15 protein-coding genes and 1 pseudogene are annotated in these 18,698 nt (G+C 60.8%); 12 read left to right on the top strand and 4 right to left on the bottom strand.

Annotation, left to right across the window (positions count from 1 at the left end; all coding sequences use genetic code 11):
• Positions 1-34: 34 nt before the first annotated feature.
• Complete coding sequence (locus tag FAZ95_RS26955) at positions 35-4,051, bottom strand: AAA family ATPase (RefSeq protein ID WP_137335548.1); 4,017 nt, start codon at positions 4,049-4,051, stop codon at positions 35-37.
• A gap of 952 nt (positions 4,052-5,003) precedes the next feature.
• Between FAZ95_RS26955 and FAZ95_RS26960 the strand changes: the two genes are divergently transcribed.
• On the top strand, positions 5,004-5,330 hold the full coding sequence (locus FAZ95_RS26960) for a hypothetical protein (protein ID WP_137335549.1): 327 nt from the start codon (positions 5,004-5,006) through the stop codon (positions 5,328-5,330).
• A 175-nt stretch (positions 5,331-5,505) separates the two neighbouring features.
• Here FAZ95_RS26960 and FAZ95_RS26965 read toward each other — a convergent pair whose 3' ends face one another.
• Complete coding sequence (locus FAZ95_RS26965; protein WP_137335550.1) at positions 5,506-6,057, bottom strand: methylated-DNA--[protein]-cysteine S-methyltransferase; 552 nt, start codon at positions 6,055-6,057, stop codon at positions 5,506-5,508.
• 325 nt (positions 6,058-6,382) lie between these two features.
• Here FAZ95_RS26965 and FAZ95_RS26970 point away from each other — a divergent pair, with 325 nt between their 5' ends.
• Positions 6,383-6,832, top strand: coding sequence for an ester cyclase (locus FAZ95_RS26970; RefSeq protein WP_137335551.1), 450 nt, complete (start codon positions 6,383-6,385; stop codon positions 6,830-6,832).
• Positions 6,833-7,348: 516 nt separating this feature from the next.
• Here the strand turns inward: FAZ95_RS26970 and FAZ95_RS26980 are convergent.
• Positions 7,349-7,837, bottom strand: a complete 489-nt coding sequence (locus tag FAZ95_RS26980; RefSeq protein WP_137335553.1) for an SRPBCC family protein — start codon at positions 7,835-7,837, stop codon at positions 7,349-7,351.
• Positions 7,838-8,193: 356 nt separating this feature from the next.
• Between FAZ95_RS26980 and FAZ95_RS26985 the strand changes: the two genes are divergently transcribed.
• The 10 genes and pseudogenes from FAZ95_RS26985 to FAZ95_RS27030 all read left to right on the top strand — a co-directional run bounded on the left by FAZ95_RS26985 (position 8,194) and on the right by FAZ95_RS27030 (position 18,301).
• On the top strand, positions 8,194-9,327 hold the full coding sequence (locus tag FAZ95_RS26985) for an extracellular catalytic domain type 2 short-chain-length polyhydroxyalkanoate depolymerase (RefSeq protein WP_137335554.1): 1,134 nt from the start codon (positions 8,194-8,196) through the stop codon (positions 9,325-9,327).
• A gap of 452 nt (positions 9,328-9,779) precedes the next feature.
• Complete coding sequence (locus tag FAZ95_RS26990; protein ID WP_137335555.1) at positions 9,780-11,477, top strand: sialidase family protein; 1,698 nt, start codon at positions 9,780-9,782, stop codon at positions 11,475-11,477.
• A 46-nt stretch (positions 11,478-11,523) separates the two neighbouring features.
• Positions 11,524-11,880, top strand: a pseudogene (locus FAZ95_RS26995) (hypothetical protein); the annotation flags it as partial.
• A gap of 168 nt (positions 11,881-12,048) precedes the next feature.
• Positions 12,049-12,915 (top strand): alpha/beta fold hydrolase, encoded by an 867-nt coding sequence (locus FAZ95_RS27000; RefSeq protein WP_137335557.1) that lies wholly within the window; start codon positions 12,049-12,051, stop codon positions 12,913-12,915.
• Between the two features lie 260 nt (positions 12,916-13,175).
• A complete protein-coding gene (locus FAZ95_RS27005) occupies positions 13,176-14,009 on the top strand; it encodes an ABC transporter substrate-binding protein (RefSeq protein WP_137335558.1) in 834 nt (277 codons plus the stop codon).
• A gap of 54 nt (positions 14,010-14,063) precedes the next feature.
• Positions 14,064-14,780, top strand: a complete 717-nt coding sequence (locus FAZ95_RS27010) for an amino acid ABC transporter permease (RefSeq protein ID WP_137335559.1) — start codon at positions 14,064-14,066, stop codon at positions 14,778-14,780.
• Between the two features lie 15 nt (positions 14,781-14,795).
• A complete protein-coding gene (locus FAZ95_RS27015) occupies positions 14,796-15,443 on the top strand; it encodes an amino acid ABC transporter permease (protein ID WP_137335560.1) in 648 nt (215 codons plus the stop codon).
• Complete coding sequence (locus tag FAZ95_RS27020; RefSeq protein ID WP_137335561.1) at positions 15,440-16,192, top strand: amino acid ABC transporter ATP-binding protein; 753 nt, start codon at positions 15,440-15,442, stop codon at positions 16,190-16,192. The genes FAZ95_RS27015 and FAZ95_RS27020 overlap by 4 nt, the downstream gene beginning before the upstream one ends.
• Before the next feature lie 38 nt (positions 16,193-16,230).
• On the top strand, positions 16,231-16,992 hold the full coding sequence (locus FAZ95_RS27025) for an IclR family transcriptional regulator (RefSeq protein ID WP_137335562.1): 762 nt from the start codon (positions 16,231-16,233) through the stop codon (positions 16,990-16,992).
• A 34-nt stretch (positions 16,993-17,026) separates the two neighbouring features.
• Positions 17,027-18,301 carry a lactonase family protein gene (locus FAZ95_RS27030; RefSeq protein ID WP_175425777.1) on the top strand — a complete coding sequence of 425 codons (1,275 nt, stop codon included), beginning with the start codon at positions 17,027-17,029 and terminating at the stop codon, positions 18,299-18,301.
• Positions 18,302-18,382: 81 nt separating this feature from the next.
• Here FAZ95_RS27030 and FAZ95_RS27035 read toward each other — a convergent pair whose 3' ends face one another.
• Positions 18,383-18,655 carry a hypothetical protein gene (locus tag FAZ95_RS27035; protein ID WP_137335563.1) on the bottom strand — a complete coding sequence of 91 codons (273 nt, stop codon included), beginning with the start codon at positions 18,653-18,655 and terminating at the stop codon, positions 18,383-18,385.
• Positions 18,656-18,698 lie beyond the last annotated feature (43 nt).

The raw sequence follows: 18,698 nt of genomic DNA on the forward strand, positions 1-18,698 counted from the left end.
TCGATCTTTCGATGCTGGAACTTCGGCGATGTTCTTAGGCGCGCGCTAGCGGCGCTCCAATACGTTCGTGTCGAACACGCGCCTGCTCCAGAAATTCGGTTCGCTCGGCGCTACCGTGCGGACTGTGGTTGCCGAGTTCGTACAGTAGCAACACCTCGTCATAGCCGGCGCCGAGCGCGCGTGCGGCCGCGAGCCCTTTACGCCAGCATGCGACTGCGCGACGTCCATCATGTCGGGCTGCCGCCATTCGGCCCGCCAGCAACGCCGCTCGCGGCGCCGCCGCCTTCGTGGCGCGCGCATAGTGCGCGAGAATACGACACGCATGGTGCGCCTCGCGCCAGCTGGCCAATCCGCACGCCGACGCATCGATTAGCGTTTGCGCAATACCAGCGATGCCGTCGGTGATGTACCACGCCACGGGCACGCCCGCCGATAACGTGTCGAGGCCCGCCCGAGCCGACTCGATAGCGCGCGTGTGATCGCCTAGTCGCCAATAGGAGGCTGCGATCAATCCTTGGCAGAATATTCGGTCAAACTGCGCTAATTCGCGTGCACCCATGATCTTGCCCAGGCTCTTCACAAGTTCCTGCAATCGACGTCCTCTCGCCAAGGCGAGGCAGGTATCGAAGCCATACAGGTAAGCCGCAATTTGTGCCGGCGTGTCATGGCGTACAGGACGCAACTTGTCCAGCCATTCCTCTGCATCCGCCAATTGCCCTCGCGCCAGAGCAACGGCGCACAGGCCTGCAATCGATTGCTGCCAACGCTCGATGGCGCCGAGGCGCACATAGAGTGAAGCCGAGTAAGTCAGACACGCCACGGCCTGTTCCCAGCGGGCATCTGCCGCCCAGTAGACGCCGCTCACTACGTTAGCGTAGGCGATATCGTCGATTCCACCCTGTTCCGCGGCCAACGCCAGTGAGCGCTGGTTATAGACTTGTGATAGCCAGCGTTGGCCCGAACCGGCGAACCCGATCGCCATGGCAGCGAAGCCTTTCACCGTTTCACGCACGCTTCCTGAGCGTTCGGCAAGATTGAGAGACGTCAGCGTCGAATGCAGAAGAGACAGTTGTCCGCTGTTGAAGTAAGCGATTTCACTGAGCCTCTCATGAATCTGCGAGATCCGGGGCAGCAGCGGGTTTGCGCTCCGGCCGCGCGTCAGACCCGCACGCGCACTCAATTGTTGGGTCAATTGCCAGGCAACGTCCAAGATCATCACAGTGGCGAAACGCGGCACCCGTCGGCCGGCGCACACCAGCGCGCGATTGAAGTGAAGCTTTGCCGCACCATACTGAAACAATTCGTTATAGCCTTCGCCGAGAATCGCCTCGCAGCGCATCTCGCGCGCTCGATCGGGCGGCAAGTTGTGCTCGTTCGCAAGCCTGAGTGCCCGGTCCGCCTGCCTGACGGCATCACGGTTCGCATAGTGCTTCAATGAAAGCTCTGCAGACTTCTCGAGGTACGTGACGGCAGTTGGAATGTTGAGTGCGCGTTCCCAATGGGACGCCAGTGCTGCGAAGTGGGGCTCGAGATTGTGCGATTCGTTGCGTTCGACCCAGCCGGCGATATCGCGATGCAGTTCTTGCCGGAGCGCGTACGGCAGCATTTCGTACACCGCGTCCTGCAGCAATACGTGCTTGAAACGGTAGCGGTCACCCTCGTCACCTGCGAGGTAGTCTTCACCTACGGGGTAAATGACGTCTTCATGGTCGAGCCCCCGTGCCAATTTTTTGAGGTCGGCCATGCCTCTATCGCCAGGATAAAGATCGCATAGCATTTTCAGTGAAAACTCTTGCCCAATGACGGCCGCGATCTTCAACATGAGCTGCTCAGCGGCGCCAAGCGCATCGAGTCGGCTGACGATAACGCCGCGCAATCCCTCAGGCAACGAGACATTGGCCTCGCTAGCGGCCTCGGCGCTGAACGTTGCAACACCGTCTGTCACTTCGATATAGCCCGAGACGTGAAGCGCCAAAACGACCTCTTCGGCATAGAAAGGATTCCCCTCAGTGCGTTTCGCTACGAAATCCAGAAGTTCGTGCGTCACCTCAGCCGCACCTAGACGGTCGGCTATCAACGTGCCTAACGCCTCGCGCGTCAGGCCAGATAGGCAAATGCGACGCGATTCGTGCACGACGCCATGCGCCTCGACAGCGGAGGAATCGTCGAGAGGCCTGGTGGCGGCCAGCAGTAAGAGACCCGGTGGTCGCGCGACCGCGAGCTCCAAAAGCAACGTCGCCGACGCGCTGTCGAACCAGTGCAAATCATCGGCGATCAGCAATATGGGCATGTCATGGGATGTGCGCGAAGCCAGTGCCGTAACGAGCATTCGTAAGCCCTTGGCACGCGCGTGGCCGACCATCTCCTGCGTGACTTCGGTATCGATGAATTGGAACGGCAGGATGTCGTTAAGCAGTGGCAGCCACGAAGTCAGGCATTCGTCGTCCGCAACGAGATTGGCGGCGACACGGCCCGCCTGTGCCGGGTCGAACCTGCCTCCGCCGGAAAGCAGCTGTTCGAGGATGTGTCGCCAAACATAATGAACCGACATCGATTCCACTGCGAAACCGGCGCTCCAAATGACTAACATCCCTCGCTCACGCGCCCGTGTAGCCAAATCCGCGATGAGTCGTGTCTTGCCGAGGCCTGCCTCACCACACAACGAGATAACGTCGCCGTGGCCGGCCATCACCCGATCGAGCGCGATCGATAATTGTTGGGCTTCCACGTCGCGGCCGACAGATACACCCGCGAATGGATGTCCCGCATACGCCACGCCTGCCCGCGGTTGCCACACGGCGACGACTTCGGCGAATCCCTTAGCCGGAACAGCGTCACGCGCCTCGAATTGAAACTCGCGCGCGGCGGCATCGCGCGTTGACTTATCGCACAGTGTGCCGCCTTGCGCAGCGGTCATGAGCCGCGCGGCGCGGTTCACTACCCCTCCCGTCAGTCCCGCATGGCGGCGCTCATTGCCGCCGCGGTCTGCGTAAAAAGCCACGCCCGAGGCGATGCCGATGCTCACCGCAATGTCGCGCTCGCACATTGCGTCAGCAAGCGCGCGCGCCGCGGCTACCGCGCGAACTGCGTCATCCTCGTGTGCCATCAGCGGCAAACCAAATACCGAGAGTACCGTAACCCCTTTGTCATCCGCTGAAAGCTCGGCAAGTATGCCGCCAAAACGCTCATGGATCCTTTGCGTGCACTCTACTGCGGCTTGCAGAGGGTTCAGCGCGTGGTCGCGGGAGCAATCGACGCCGGACAAGCCGATAAATAACGCGGTGATGTTTCTAAATTCTCCTAACCAACGGCCGCCACCCATGCGCACGCGTTCAAGAAAGTGTCGACCGAGAAAGCTTTCCAGCATCCCAAGTGGCGGACTGAGCGCAGAGGGTGGCGCTAATGGCATCAATACGGGGTCGCGTTCTTCCGTGATTGCAGCACCACCGCCAAGCAGCGGTCGAGCGTCAAAATGTCCTCTTACCTTGCTCCACAAGGATTCACATACGACTACCTCGTCCGCGCCACCCTTATGATTGGCTGCAGCCGCCTCGGCCACTGGACGGCCTGCGGTAAGGCTAAACCACTTTCCACCGAATCCTCCGACCGTCAGATGCGTGAGTTTGCCCTCTGCAAGCGAGACCCGTTGACGCATTTGCACGCCGGTTTCCGCAATGATTTCAGGTAGCGCACGTTGAAGTGTCAAGCCGCAGTGCACGGCGAGCCGCGCTTCCTCATTCGGTGTCGTGCCGTATTCCCAGATCACTCGAATGGCGTCGCCCGCGAAATCCAGAACATCACCACCGTACGCGATCGCGATTCCGGTCATTCTGCCGAAGTAGCGGTCAAGAATTCCTGACAGGCGTTCCGCTCCCGCTACCCCTTCGCGCGCGAATGTTTCCGTGAGCTCGGTAAAGCCCGCGATGTCCACCATCATGGCGACGCCTTCGAAATCGCGAGCACCCGGGCGCTCGCACTCGCCCGACGTCAACAGGTGCCGCGGTACGTAGCGCGAAAGCCCAGTGGGAGTGAATGCGCTTGTCTCGCCCATCTTTCTATCCCCCGCAGACAACACATTACGTCCGTTCGCTTGGGTTGCATCGGTGGCATTCCGCCGGAAATCGGCGCTCGCCTGTTGGCGCGTGTCGTATCGAGGCACTATCCGCGAGACGCAATTTCTTTCCGGAGGAGATCGTAGCGTCGCTTTCAGCCCGATCTCCCCTGCGCCATAAGGATAGGGGTTCGATGACACGTTGGCCGCGACCTTATCTTTGGGTTGCTCGAAGAAGGCGAATTCCGCGGCGAGATCGCATTGCTTGTTGGGCGGCCACGTATTGCAGTCGCTGACGAGCCCCCGACTTTGAAATACCGTCGGTACATGCGAGATGTTATTTTAATTATCGAAAGTTACCAGCCGTTGATTTGGCGGAGGTTGCAGAGACTTTGACCGGTCAGCGCCAAATATAAGACGAGCGCGTCCTTACGTGAGTACGTGTAACTGAAAAATCAAATAGGCTTCATCACCAGAGTAGGTAAGCAATCAATTAAAAGCGGGCCGAACGAGCTCGGCTAAGCAGGCTCCATTGGCGGGACCGACCGCGTGAAGATTGGACGTGTCAATGCTCGGAAACCCGTCGTGACGGTTCGCTTCCTCGGCTCGAACTTCGCGCCGCTGGGGCCGAATTCGGTTGCATCGCTCAAGATTGACCTACGTCCTATACGCGTCGGCCGCGTTTCGCCATAGGCGAGCTAGCGCCGGCTCCAGGGGGCGTCCAGGCATCACGGGAAATATCGTTCCCGCACCTACGTCAACCGATTCAAGGAACTCAAAAATGCCACTGGATAGAATCTCGAGCAGCACAGTGCCCCAAAATACGTCTGCGTCGGAGGAGCCCAGCTCCAGCCAACAGGGCCATCTCGGCTCGGCGTCGAGCAACGCCCCTGCGCACCCGCAGTTAGGCGCCCTGCAGCGACCCCCACACACTGTCGGTCAAGTGCAGGATATGGCCAAAAAAATCTTTGGCATGACGACCGGTGTTTCTCCGAAGGTCGTGAGTGAGTCCGGCGGCGAGAAAGGACAGGCGCTACGTAAGCTGCCGGCAACCGCTGAGAATATGACAAAGCTTTCTGCGTTCGAACATGCGGCCGCCAATGCGCCCGGCGACGCTACGACAGCAGACAAAATCGCAGCAGCGGCAGGCTTCGCGCGCAACGGCGCCGCCCATGTTGCTGCAAGCACAGCGGCGCTCGGCGCCGACGGCCTGCGAGGGGCGCATGCGGCGGGTTATCTCGAGGATCATATTGAGAATATCTCATCGAACTTTTCCTGACGGACTCAATCTGCCGAGCATGCCCGGTTGGCCAGTCACGGCATGCATCGACGCCGAATAGCAATGCATTTTCTCGGCGTCGAAAACGTGGACGAAATGCTCATCCGTCGCACTTCGCGTCGCGACACAGCCGACTTCTGCCTTGCCAACTGAGCATCCATCGGATGAGCAAGAGTCAGAACCCAGGAAGCCTCATAGTCTGCGGACTGTGGGACCGCGGCGGTATCGCCTTCTCATGTTCGAGCAGCCAGCGCTTTCTGTTGGGGCCCCACGCGTAGCCCTTGAGATCGCCATTGCTGGCGATCACCCGATGGCACGGCACGACGATGGCGATCGGATTGGCGCCATTGGCCACGCCGATGTCGATGGCTGCCCGCGGGTCGTTGAGGCCCAGATCCCTCGCGAGCTGGCGGTAAGTCGCGGTGGTGCCCACGGGAATGCGGCGCAGCGCGGCCCATACTCTGCGTTGCAGGTCAGAGCCCGCCGTGGCCGTTAGCAGGCCGTCGAGCGCATTCAACTCGCCCAGGAAATAGCGGGCAATGGCTTGAGCAATTCCCGACGGCGCACAGGCGTCGAGCAATGCGAGCGCGCCGTAGTGTTCGCGCAAGCCGCGATGCAGGTGCGCCCTATGGTCGGCGAAATCGAGCGCACGTATCGTCTGCTGAGCATCTGTGACAAGCAGGATGTCGCCGAGCGGCGACTCGAGGCGACTCAGAAACAGTTGCATGATGTGATCCTCATCCGTCGGATGCGACTCGCCACTGCCGACACGCGTCATCGAAGACCATGCATGCCGTGCTCGTGCGGAGCCCCTATCGCGTTTGCGCTTGTGGAGTACAAAAAGCGCCTTCCGCGAGATTGACAATAAATCGCTCGATGGCTCCTTTCGATCCGTTTCTTGCTGTAGCAATCCGTGTGGCTTTTGAGCGGAGCAGCCTCATTCGAATTTCACCGCAAGAAACGGGTGGCAGGGGGACACGTCGATCGATATCGTCGATTCCAAGCGGAGCAATTGGGCTTCGCCGTCTATCAGGATCAGGAAGGAGTCGAACATGTCGAAGCAAGATGACAACAAGGCGATCGTAGGCCGCTGGTTCACGAGCTTCTGGGGTGAGAATTGCAATCTCAGTATCGTCGACGAGATCGCCGCGCCGGACATGCTGCTCAAGTATTCGCTGCACGAGCCGCGCCGCGGCCGCGAAGACATCAAGGCGTTCATGACCGATTTCCGCGCAGCTTTCCCGGACCTCAATTTCTGGGGCGCTGCCGAGCTCATTGCTGAAGGCGACTACGTCGTCGGTCAATGGGAAGGCGGCGGCACGCATACGGGCCCGGCTTTCAGCGACTTCCTCGCCGGAGCGCTACCGGCAGCGACGGGCCGCAAGATGCGCTTTACCGGCACCACGGTGTTGCGTCTGAAGGACGGCCGAATCGTCGAAGAGCTCGGTCTCGATGACGGAGTGACGGCTCTCACTCAACTGGGACTGATCAAAACGGTCTGAGTGCGGCTAGCGCGGCATTGCTGGCGCGATCCGCTGGAGTAAAACCATGTTGCCATTTCTCTCGCTTCATGCACTTGTAGCGCAACGCGGTGATGGGTTGCGTCCAGAACTTCTTGCTATGTTCCAACGCTACGCCAGATCGGAAGCCGGCCTCAGTGCCGCTATCGAGCCGGACGAAGCAGAGGTCCATTGCAAGGCGCCGGACGTCGTTCGGAGTGCCCCTGCGAATAGCAACTTTCGCGATGAGCCGTTGACGAACGGCTCATGCCGCAGCGCGAGCGGACAGTAAGAAAGGACCACCGAGTGGCGCGATCGAGTCGTATTGCGCCACTCGGTGACTGCGGGCTGGGGTCGTTGCCGACTTATTCGGGGTTGATCGATGTCCATCAAGGCAAGCGGCACGGAGGGCTACGCCGAAAACGCGTCGTCGCTTACATACTCTACCTCGATGGCAAGAGATGCCATCGAGGCAAAGCGGAAACGTTGCACAGCGTTCAATCCATTGCCGCGCCAGCTTCACCCATGCTCGACGCCAAGGAGCCGAGCGTCCAGCCGCCGAGCCAGCGCCGCGCCGCCCTCGCGCATCACCGCATCGTGGTTCCATTGAAAAACCGGCCGCAACAATGGCGCCAAAGCATTCATCCATGCGCGGTTCGTATGCACGCACCAGTCATAGCGGACGACGGTAAGGTTGCGTCCGTCGGTCGAAAAGCTCCACCGCCCGGCACCCTCGACGTCGCCACAGGCTTCTCCCTCCAACGCAAAGAACGGGTCGACGCGCGTCACCCGCATGTCGAACACAAGGCGATAGGGCAACCAACCTTTCCACGTATAGCGTTGTACCGCGCCCACCCCCTTATCGGAACCCGCCTCTATCTGGTCGACGCGCTCGACGTTATTCCACCACTCGGGCCAGCGCGCCGAATCCCGAATTGCCGCCCAAACGAGTGGTAATGGCGCTTCGATGCGCCAAATGGTGCAAAAGCGATATTCGACTGTCCGCAAGCTGCCTCCATTTTTTTCTTAATATTCTTCTATCGATTTTGTCAGATGCATACCGCATGCGTCACCACTGGCGAATCCTGTTTGATGACTTTGAAGTCACCTATAAACATCGCCTCCTAATCGTCGGCCGCGTACGTCGCGCAGCCTGAAAAAAAGGCCGACACGGAAATACACGAGATTACGGTAGCCAATTATTGCGATCGTAAACGTTACAGGACCGATTTTTGCTCTTTCGGCGTATCAAGGCACGCATCGCACGCCGCAATCATCGAGTCTTAGGCGGAAGCAGAGACGGCAGTAGTTCGAAGGGCGGAGCGATGTCACTAATTTAATGGTGCTCTGACGTGGAGACGACGATGACGACGATGGCGTTGGGCCTGCGGTTAGCTGCGGCAGCCGTGTTAACGATTGGCTTCGCCGGGTGCGGGGGTGGTGGAGCTTCGGCCAGTACGGATGCCACTGCATTGGAAGCCTCTGCACAGGCGAAGGCGTCGGCCGCGTCCAAGAGCACAAAACTTCAGCGCTATCAGATCGACCCGACGAAGGTCTTCGTCGCGGGTATTTCGTCCGGCGGTTTCGCGGCAGTGCAGATGCACGTTGCCCACTCTTCCACCTTCAAAGGGGCCGCGGTCTACGCTGGCGGCGTGTACTGGTGTGCTGGCGCCGGTGGAGCCGCGACAGCGTTGGCAAACTGTGGCGGCTTGACCCTTCCGTCGAATCAGGCGTCGTACCACAGCACGCTGACTGAAGCCGAGGCGTATCTTGACGCGCAATCGTCCCTCGGCACCATCGACCCGGCGACGAATCTGCGTGGACAGCCCGTTTACCTCTGGTCCGGCACGCAAGACGAGGTGGTCAATCCGCTCGAGATGGCCGACCTCAATTCGGAATACCAACGCTATGGTGCCAACGTTCATTTCGACAACACGTTTCCCGCCGAGCACGGCTGGGAATCGCCCGATGGCGAACTTGCATGCGGCACGCTCGGAAGTCCCTACATGGTGCGCTGCTCGGCAAATGGCGCAGTCTACGATTCAGTAGAAACGTGGCTGACGATGTTCCTCGGCCCATTGAACCCGCGCAACAACGGAAAGCTGTCGGGGACGCTGTCTGCATTCGATCAAACGGAGTTCGGGGCTTCCCCAGACCTTTCGATGAGCTCGACAGGCAGCGTTTTTGTTCCCAAGGCCTGCGCGCACGGGAACACGTGCGGATTCGTGCTCGCTCTGCACGGCTGTCTGCAAGAGGCATCACTGATCGGAAATCGCTGGGTCACCGAGGCCGGCATCAACGAATGGGCCGACACGAACAATCTCGTGGTCGTGTATCCCGACACGATTGCGTCATCTGCGCCGGGGCCGACCAACCCGAATGCATGCTTCGACTGGTGGGGCTACTCCAATCAATACGACCCGAACTACGCGCTCAAGAGCGGCTTGCAGATGTCGGTGCTCTACGCGATGGTGCAGCGCGTGACCGGCCGACCGTAGCGTCGTCGTGACTCAGGTTTGCGTGGACATCAACAATCGTGCCGATGATCGGGTCATCTTCCTCCTGCCAGGGACCTTGTCGCGCGTATGAAAACAACGGGGTAGAGCCAGGTTCTGCCGTTTAACGCACAGGTTGATTCGAGGCACTACGCTTCTGCAAGCACATACATATTCTGGCCGACCTTCTGCACGCCTCATGCCACATCAATAAACGTAGGGACGCCGCGACACTAGCTGGCATCCGAAACGAATTATTCACACAGATGAGGCTGTCGCGACCTAGTGTGTTTTTGCAGACGAATCTCTCGGTGGGTGGCAGCGAGCGGCGGTTTTGCGGTGAGACAAGTCGTTTATCGCACGTGAATCGACCGTTCACATTTCGAGAGTCATGGTGCCGGTGATGGGCAGCCGGCAGTGCAAAGGGGGTTCTACGCATTTTCGCGAGGCAGAGAATGAAATCAATCACGAAAGGCCTATCTAGTTTTATTTTCCAGGGGCTCGCAGGTGGCGGCATCATCGCACTCACGTATGCGATCAGCCCGGGTGCCCAGGCGCAAACGCTTGGCCCGCCCGTCCAGGTGGCCGCGGGCGATCCATTTAGCGGATGCAGCGCTGACCAGCTGCACGCGCAGGAGTCCGCATTCGGGAGCATCCTTTATCCAGCGACGTCGATCGAGCCATGGGTAGCGGCCGATCCGACCAACTCGTCTCGTCTCCTCGTCGGCCACCAGCAGGACCGTTGGGACGACGGTGGCTCACGCGGCAGCGTCGGCGTCGTCTCCAACGATGCGGGCAGCTCCTGGGCCAATTCGATCCCGAGCGGCGCCACTAAGTGCACTGGGGGTGTATTCCGTCGCGCCTCTGATCCCTGGGTAGACTTTGCGCAAGACGGAACGGCGTTCTTCATGTCGCTCGTGTTGGACCCCATGAAGCCCACGACTCCGTTTGGCGCACGGAATAGCGGGATGCTGGTCAGCCGCTCCGTCGACCACGGCGCGACCTGGCAAACCCCGGTTACGCTGATCCGCAGCACATCACCGCACGTGCTCAATGACAAGAACTCGCTCACCGCCGATCCAACCGCGAACGGCTACGTCTATGCGGTCTGGGATCAGCTGAGCGTTTTTCCTCAAACCACCGACGCGGCTCAGTTGCTCGCGGGAAACGATGGTGTCGCAATCGCACGCCAATTGCTGAATTCGACAGCGGGCGGGTCTTCGGTGTGTGCGCCGTTTACGAAGCCGCCGTGCAAGGGCGGTGCCCCGGCCTTCAAGTTCAATTTCACGGGCCCGAGCTTCTTCTCGCGCTCCACTGACAATGGCGTGACCTGGAGCACGGCTGCCCCGATCTATCAGCCGGGCACGAACGCACAGACGATCGACAATATCGTGCGGGTGTTGCCTGACGGGAACCTGCTCGATTTCTTCACCGCGATCAATGTTCCCGCGCCGGGGAATCTCAACATCGGCTATATAGCGTCCACGGATAAGGGCGGGACCTGGAGCGGGCCGGCGTTCGCCAGCGATATTCAAGTGGTCGGAGTGGTCACGCCGGACAGCGGCCAGGCAATGCGCGATGCCTCCCTTCTCTACAGCATCGCTGTCAATCCGGTCACGGGGGCCATTTATCTCGCCTGGCAGGACGATCGCTTTTCGACAGGCACCTGCACGACACCCACTGGGTCAATCCCGGTCGACGGAATCGTCTTCAGCGAGTCGGACAACGGCGGGGCCACCTGGTCGGCGCCGGTGATGATCAACCAGACTCCGGCGAACGCGACGAACCCGTGCCGTCAGCAGGCCTTCATCCCCGCGGTGGTAGCGACGGGTGACGGCAAGACGATCGTGGTGACCTACTACGACTTTCGTAACGACACAAATACACCTACCGGCTTCGAGGGCACCGACTATTTCGCGCTTTTCTGCCCTGCCGCCAGCGCGTGCACGAATCCCGCCAACTGGGGCAACGAGCAGCGCCTGACCACCGCCTCTTTCAACATACTCGACGCGCCGGTGGCACGTGGCCATTTCCTCGGCGATTACATGGGCTTGGCTGCTAGCGGGCCCACGACCGTGTACCCGGTATTCGGCATCGCCACGGGTCTCAACGTGACGGCTGAGTTCACCCGCGAAATCTCGGGATTGCCATGAGCGTAACCGGCGGCGACTTCAGGAGAGTCGCCGCCCAGTCAAATAAGGACGGACAGCCTGGCTCAAGCGCGCGTTTCCCGACGCCATGCATGTGGGTCTCCTGCGCAACCCCGCTTCGCAGTTTGCTTCCGGCTGGACGCTGAAGCAGGAATGGAGCAATCCCTTTTTCGTTGCAGCACCGTTTCGCGTGCTGGGCCTTAACCAGGGCGAGCCTGAGGCAACGCGAAATGCTCGACGGATGAAGGAAATTGACGGTCGGCTGCTGCGCCCCATCAACTTTTCGGCGCAGAAATTTCTGCTTGCGCAGATCGAAGCATCGGGCGGCTTGCAGAGCCCAATCGCTGAGATCGTTCGGCAGAAGCTCTCGCTTGCCGACGAAATATCCGGGCAGTGGCGCTATTGAACTTTCCGACTACGAAGGCCGTTTCTAAACGGCCTGAGGCGAGCCTTCTACCCAAGTTTCAAACGCCGCATACATCGTAGTGACCGATTCATCATTGCTCGCGATACGCTCGGCACCATGATTAATCTATCCTCGATCTTCATCCCCGTCCGATCCTCGAGGTGATTCATGATCGAATCTTTGCCGCAGCACTTTCCTGGTGCGTTGTCATTGGCGCATACCTTCGACTTCAACGGTCAAGCGGTACGTTATGGCGTGATCGGCAGTGGCGATCCCATGGTGTTCGTACATGGCACGCCATTTTCTTCGCAGGTCTGGCGACGCATCGCACCGATCGCTGCGCGATTTCGCCAGGTCTTCTACTTCGATCTAGTCGGCTACGGACTCTCCGAGAAGCGCTCGGGCCAGGACGTTTCGCTCGGCGTTCAGAATCGCCTGCTTGCCGCTTTGCTCAAACATTGGCAGTTGGAAAAGCCAGACGTCGTTGCCCACGATTTTGGCGGCGCGACAGCGCTCAGGGCCGCGTTGCTGGACAAGTGCGAATATCGATCTCTACTGTTGATCGATCCGGTGGCGGTCGCCCCGTGGGGCTCGCCATTTGTGCGCCATGTGCGCGCACATGAGACTGCCTTTGGCGGCGTACCCGCGTACATCCATGAAGCGATGGTCGACGCGTATCTAAAAGGCTCGGCATATCGCACGCTTGCGGCAGACACCTTGCGCATTCACTCGTCGCCATGGATGGGCGAGCAGGGCCAGGCGGCGTTCTATCGGCAAATTGCCCAGATGGACCAGCGCTATACCGACGAAGTCCAGCCGCATTACGGAGAACTTCGCTGCCCGGTCTCCATCTTGTGGGGCGAGGACGATCAGTGGATTCCGGTAGACCGGGGCGTGGAATTGTCGAAGATGATCCCCGGAGCGCGTTTTACGCGGGTCCCCGGTTCGGGACATCTGATGCAAGAGGACGCTCCCGAAGCGATTGTTGGAGAACTGATGGATTTCTTGCGGCTCGGGCGGGGCGTGCAAAGTTGACGGCCATCCGCGATTCAACGTAATGCGCCCGTAGTTGCCCGCTCTGGCCCGTAAAACGCCTGCGCGTATACCCGCATTGCCACGCTCTTTTTTGCGCGAAAGACTGCCTCACATCTGCTGTGTCGGATTCGTGTCCGATATACCAGACAAGCAAGGTGTAGACGCGCGATCCAATCGATCCCTATCCCGGGCACGCCGCGAAGGCGGTGCTGAACGCGGTCTGCATACGCGGATTTCCCACTCCAGATCAGGATCGAGAAATGAAACACGTCAAAGAAAGCGCAAAGTACGCCTGCTTGTTCGCGCTGGCGGGTCTGCTGGCACTCGCCGGCTGCACCAAAGTCGCGACCCCCGGCCAAGACACCACGGCGGCGTCGACCTTGCAGGGGGTGCTCCAGCGCGGGACGCTGCGCGTCGGCGACTGCCTGACGTTCGCGCCGTTTGGCTTCTACAACAAGGACGGGCAGCCGGACGGCTATGACGTGGATCTCGCCAAGGAACTCGCGAAGGAAATGGGCGTGAAGCTCGAAGTCGTGAACACCACGAGCGCCAACCGGATTCCGAACCTGCAGACGGACAAGGTCGACGTGGTGTTCTGCAACTTCACGCGCAATCTCGAGCGGGCCAAGGAGATCTCCTTTACGACGCCGTATGTCGTCGCCAGCGAGGCACTGCTCGTGAAGAAGAGCAGCGGCATCAAGTCGGTTCAGGATATGTCGGGCCGCACGATCGCGACGGTCAAGGGCTCGACGAACGGCGACGAAGTCCGGGCGCTGAACATCCCGATCAAGATCCAGGAGTACGACAGCTCCCAAGCTGCCATCCTCGCCGTCAAGCAAGGACAGGCCGACGCCATGATCGAAGACAACAACTTCCTCGCCTACCAAGCCACGCTGGACCCGGATCTGACGGTCACCAACGAGGCGCTGGTGCCCCTCGAGTACAACGCGTTCGGCGTGAAGGCAGGCGACCAGGTGTGGCTGAACTATCTCAACTTGTTCCTGTTCAACATCAACGCATCGAAGCTGAACGCCCAGCTCTACAAGAAATGGTTCGGCACTGATCCGCGCTATTCGCTCAACCCGCAATTTTGAGCGGAGTTTCATGATGGGCACGGCAAGCGGTGGGCATTCCCACAGGGAGGAGAGATGAGTTATCAATGGCTCACATTGTGGGGCTACGTGCCCGACTTCATGCGCGCGGCGTGGCTCACGTTGCAGGTGACGCTGCTTGCCTTTGGCCTCTCCTTGGTTCTCGGCCTGTTGGCCGCGCTTGCCGGGGCCTCGCGCGTCGGCCTGCTGCGCGTGGCGGCGAGCGCGTATATCGAGCTCATTCGCAATACGCCGGTTCTGCTGCAGATCTTCATTGTCTTCTTCGGTCTGCCGTCGCTAGGCATCAATCTGAATGCGTACACGGCGGGTGTCATCGCCCTCGGCGTCAACGTGGGTGCTTATTTGGCGGAAGTGTTCCGTGCCGGCATTCAATCGGTGCCGCGCGGACAGCTCGAAGCGGCAAGCATTCTGGGCCTCGAACGGTCCCAGATCTTCATCGAGATCGTGCTGCCTCAAGCGGCGCGCGCCGTCTATCCGGCGATCGTCAACAACCTGATTCAACTGCTGCTCGGCACCTCGCTGCTCTCGGCCATCGCGCTGCCCGAGCTGACCGGCACGGCCACCGTGATCAACTCGCGAACGCTGCTCTACCTCCAGACGTTCACGGTGACGCTGATCGCGTACCTGGTGCTGAGCAACTGCCTTTCCTGGCTGGCCGGACAGATCGGCGTGCGGGTGTTTCACCCGCCGCTCGTCTTGAAGAAGCGCACGCGGCGGCCGTTCTTTGTCGCGCGTCAGGCCAACCGCACGTGAGCCGGGAGAGTCGCCATGTCAGCCGAATTGTTGAAGACCAGCCTGTCGATCCTGCTTCAAGGATTGCTGACGACGTTGCTGCTGTCCGCAGCCGCGATCGTCGGCGGAACGCTGATCGGCCTCGTCGCCGCAATATTGCGCACGTTCGGGCCGTGGGGGACGTCCCGCGTCGCCAAGCTCTATACCGAACTGTTTCGCGGCACACCCGTGCTGATCACGCTCATGTTCATCTACTTCGGCGTGTCGTATTTCGGCTATGCGATCGACGTGTTCGCGGCCGGCGCCATCGGTTTGAGCGTGTATCAGGGCGCCTACATCTCCGAGGTGTTCCGCTCGGGCATCGAAGCGGTGCCTAAAGGCCAATGGGAGGTTTCGCAGATTCTCGGCCTGACCAAGACCCAGACTTTCTTTTCGGTGGTGCTGCCGCAGACAGGCAAGATCGTGCTGCCGCCGCTCATCGGCCAATATCTGTCGCTCATCAAGGACACGTCGATTGTCAGCATGATCGGCATGTCCGAATTGATGCACGGGGGGCAAGCCATCGTCGACCGGGTCGGGCAACCGGTGGAAATCTATGGGCTCGTCGCCGTGCTGTATTTCGTCGTGTGCTTCCCGCTTTCGCAGTGGGTGCGCCACCATGATCGAAGGAGCTTGCCGTCATGACCGCTTCCGTTTCGTCGAAACCCGTTATCAACCTTGCTGGCGTCAGCAAATCGTTCGGCGCCACCAAGGTGCTGAAGGAAATCAACCTCGACGTTCGCTCCGGCGAAGTGCTGGTGCTCATCGGCGCCTCGGGTTCGGGAAAGAGCACGGTGCTGCGCATCATGGCCGGACTGGAAACGGCCGACTCGGGTGAAGTCTGGGTCAACGAGGTGCCGCTGCACGACGAGCGCCGGGCCAAGGAAATCCGCGGCCACGTGGGCATGGTGTTTCAGCAGTTCAACCTGTTTCCGCACAAGACCGCGCTCGGCAACGTGACGCTCGCGCTGATCAAAGCCCGCAAGATGAGCCCGGCCGATGCGAAGAAGCGCGCCATGGAGACCCTCGATCGCGTGGGCCTTGCAGAGCGGGCCGAACACTATCCGAGCCAGCTTTCGGGGGGGCAGCAGCAGCGTGTGGCGATTGCGCGGGCGCTGGCGGTCGAGCCGGGCATCATGTTCTTCGACGAAGCGACGTCCGCCCTCGATCCCGAACTGGTCGGCGAAGTGACCGAAGTGATGCGCGGGCTCGCACGCGACGGCATGACGATGGTCGTCGTGACGCACGAGATGGGCTTCGCGCGTAAAACCGGGGACCGTGTCGTGTTTATGGACAAAGGCGTCATTGCCGAGCAAGGCGTGCCGGAACACATCTTCGGGAATCCGCAGAACGAACGCACGCGACAGTTCCTGCATCGGGTGCTCGACCATTGAAACCAAAATCGAAACCCATCGCCGACGGAGTGGAATGAATGTCTGCACCTGAGTCATCGAGAGCCAGAGGGGTGGACCGCGTCATCGGCATTCTCAAGCAATTGCATATTGCGCGACGCCCTATGACGATGCGCGAATTGATCGAGGCGACCGGTGCACCGCGCTCGAGCATCTACGAACTGGTGACGATTCTCGCCGAAGCCGGATGGCTCGAGATCGCGGCCGACGGCGGCGTGTTCTTCGGCCGCGAGATGCATTACTACGGCGCCGACTACGCCGTGCATAACGATCTGATCAGCCGTGCCCACCAGACGATCCTCGCACTGGTGAGGAAACATGACGAGACGGCACAGCTGTGCATGCTCGAGGGCAACAAGTACACGGTGGTGCTGTCGGAGAACAGCTCGCGGCCGTTCAACATCAGCGCGGACATCGGCGTCAAGGTGCCGATTCCGTGGACCGCGACGGGCCGGCTGCTGCTCGGACACTTGCGCGTGGAGGAGATTCGCGCGCTGATTCCGGATGAGGATTTCGTGCTCGACAACGGCAGGCGCGTCGAGTTTCAGGACTTTCTGCGCGATGTCGAGCAGGCGGCCGCGCACGGTTACTGCTGCACCGAAGGACTCTCGAACACGTTTCGGCTGTGCATGGCCGCGCCGATCCGCGACCGAACCGGCCTGCCGGTTGCCGCGCTTTGCTTCATGACGAGCCGCGACACCGACCCGAAGCGGCGCGAATTGATGCTCGATGACCTCATTGCCTCTTCGAAGGCGCTGTCTCAGCCTTATAGTCAAACGTAGTCACCAGTGGCTGTCGTCACCTAGGAGGCAATGGATGAGCAAGGATCGGCAACTCGAAGTCCCCGGTTCAGAAGCACGGCGCTCTTGGCTGAAAGGTGTGAGCGCGATGGCGGCGGTGTCTGCGATGGGCACGCTCGCGAGCCCGCGGCCGGTGCGCGCGGCAGCCGGCAAAGGCGCGGTATCCGCAGCGGCGGCGCAGGACGGCAAAGCGTTGTTCGCCTACGTCGGCACCTACACGCCGCATGGCCTCGGCATTCACCGCTTCCAGGTCGACCGTGCGAGCGGCAAGCTCGATTCGCTGGAGCCGGTGCAGGGCATCGAGAATCCGAGCGCGCTCGCAATCGATTCGAAGCAGCGCTTCCTGTTCAGCGTCAGCGAGGTGAAGAACTACAACGGCACGGCCAACGGCTCGGTCAGTTCGTATGCGATCGAGGCGGGCACCGGCGCGCTGCATCCGATCAGCACGGTCAACTCGCAGGGTGCGGGGCCGGTTTATTTGAGCCTGCATCCGAACGGACGCTTCTTGCTCGTCGCGAACTACAACAGCGGCAGTGTCGCGGTGCTGCCGGTCGCGATCGACGGCGTGCTCGGCGAGGCCGTTTCCGTCCAGGCGCCACAGGCGCCGGCTGGCGCGCAGCATGCGGCCGAAGGCGTGCCCGGTAGCTTCGCGATCAGCGACCACGACGGCCCGCACGCGCACACGATCGTGCCGTCGCCGGACGGCCGTTTCGCGATCTCGACGGATCTCGGCGTCGATCGCACTTACGTGTGGAAGTTCGACGAAGCAACCGGCGCGCTGTCGCCGAACGATCCGCCGTTCGTCGCGGCATCGGCGGGAGCGGGCCCGCGGCACGTCGCGTTTCATCCCAACGGCCGTTACCTGTACGAGGTCACCGAGGAAGCATCGACGCTCGTCTGCTATGGCTATGACACGGCGAGCGGCACGCTCACGCAGTTGCAATCGGTGTCGACGCTGCCGCCCGGATACCAGGGCACGAGCTTCGCATCGGAAATCATGCTGTCGCACGACGGCCGCTTCGTCTATGTCGCGAACCGCTTGCACGACACCATCGTGCAGTTCGGCATCGGCGCGAACGGACATGTGCAGCGGATCGGCGAGACGCCGACCGGCGGCGACTATCCGCGCGTGATTCGCTTCGATCCGTCGGGGCGTTTCCTTTATTCGCTGAATCAGCGCAGCGACCACATTGCGATCTTTGCCGTCGATAAAGCGAGCGGCAAGCTGCGCTTTACCGGCGATTACGTCGGGGTGGGAAGTCCGTCGGATATCGCGTTTGCGTCGGTGTAGGCGAGCGCGAAAGCGTTAGCCGCACGATGGCGCGCCGAATGTCTTGCGGTATCGGCGCCATCGTGACGGACCCTCTGCGGCTCAGTGGTGAGCGTAGAGCGTGTCGCGCGCCGGGAGGACGGTGCGGCTAGCCGATTGGGATGAGCCGGCAACCACGCCGCCATAAGCGTCTTGCGAGGCGTTGGCGCTGTCTCGCTCGGCGGCGAGCGTCTGCGCGCTCTCGCCCCGCTGCGACGCCGGAGCGCCGACCGAGGGCTTGTAGAACGGGGCGGGGCCGTAGCCGCTGGCGAATGCGGGAGCGGCGGCCGTTGCGGAAAAGGCGACGAGCAGTGCGGCGATGAGCTTGGTCTTCATGATGGAGTCTCGCTAAAAAAGATTCGGTGCTAGGTGGACGAGG

The sequence above is a fragment of the Trinickia violacea genome (assembly GCF_005280735.1).
Lineage (GTDB): Bacteria > Pseudomonadota > Gammaproteobacteria > Burkholderiales > Burkholderiaceae > Trinickia_A > Trinickia_A violacea.

Bases quoted from the DNA above. Each gene is read 5' to 3' on its own strand.
- FAZ95_RS26985 (WP_137335554.1), top strand. From the start codon at position 8,194: ATGACGACGATGGCGTTGGGCCTGCGGTTAGCTGCGGCAGCCGTGTTA.
- FAZ95_RS27005 (WP_137335558.1), top strand. From the start codon at position 13,176: ATGAAACACGTCAAAGAAAGCGCAAAGTACGCCTGCTTGTTCGCGCTG.
- FAZ95_RS27025 (WP_137335562.1), top strand. From the start codon at position 16,231: ATGTCTGCACCTGAGTCATCGAGAGCCAGAGGGGTGGACCGCGTCATC.
- FAZ95_RS27010 (WP_137335559.1), top strand. From the start codon at position 14,064: ATGAGTTATCAATGGCTCACATTGTGGGGCTACGTGCCCGACTTCATG.
- FAZ95_RS26965 (WP_137335550.1), bottom strand. From the start codon at position 6,057: ATGCAACTGTTTCTGAGTCGCCTCGAGTCGCCGCTCGGCGACATCCTG.
- FAZ95_RS27030 (WP_175425777.1), top strand. From the start codon at position 17,027: ATGAGCAAGGATCGGCAACTCGAAGTCCCCGGTTCAGAAGCACGGCGC.
- FAZ95_RS26970 (WP_137335551.1), top strand. From the start codon at position 6,383: ATGTCGAAGCAAGATGACAACAAGGCGATCGTAGGCCGCTGGTTCACG.
- FAZ95_RS26990 (WP_137335555.1), top strand. From the start codon at position 9,780: ATGAAATCAATCACGAAAGGCCTATCTAGTTTTATTTTCCAGGGGCTC.
- FAZ95_RS26955 (WP_137335548.1), bottom strand. From the start codon at position 4,051: ATGGGCGAGACAAGCGCATTCACTCCCACTGGGCTTTCGCGCTACGTA.
- FAZ95_RS27020 (WP_137335561.1), top strand. From the start codon at position 15,440: ATGACCGCTTCCGTTTCGTCGAAACCCGTTATCAACCTTGCTGGCGTC.
- FAZ95_RS27035 (WP_137335563.1), bottom strand. From the start codon at position 18,655: ATGAAGACCAAGCTCATCGCCGCACTGCTCGTCGCCTTTTCCGCAACG.
- FAZ95_RS27015 (WP_137335560.1), top strand. From the start codon at position 14,796: ATGTCAGCCGAATTGTTGAAGACCAGCCTGTCGATCCTGCTTCAAGGA.
- FAZ95_RS27000 (WP_137335557.1), top strand. From the start codon at position 12,049: ATGATCGAATCTTTGCCGCAGCACTTTCCTGGTGCGTTGTCATTGGCG.
- FAZ95_RS26960 (WP_137335549.1), top strand. From the start codon at position 5,004: ATGGCCAAAAAAATCTTTGGCATGACGACCGGTGTTTCTCCGAAGGTC.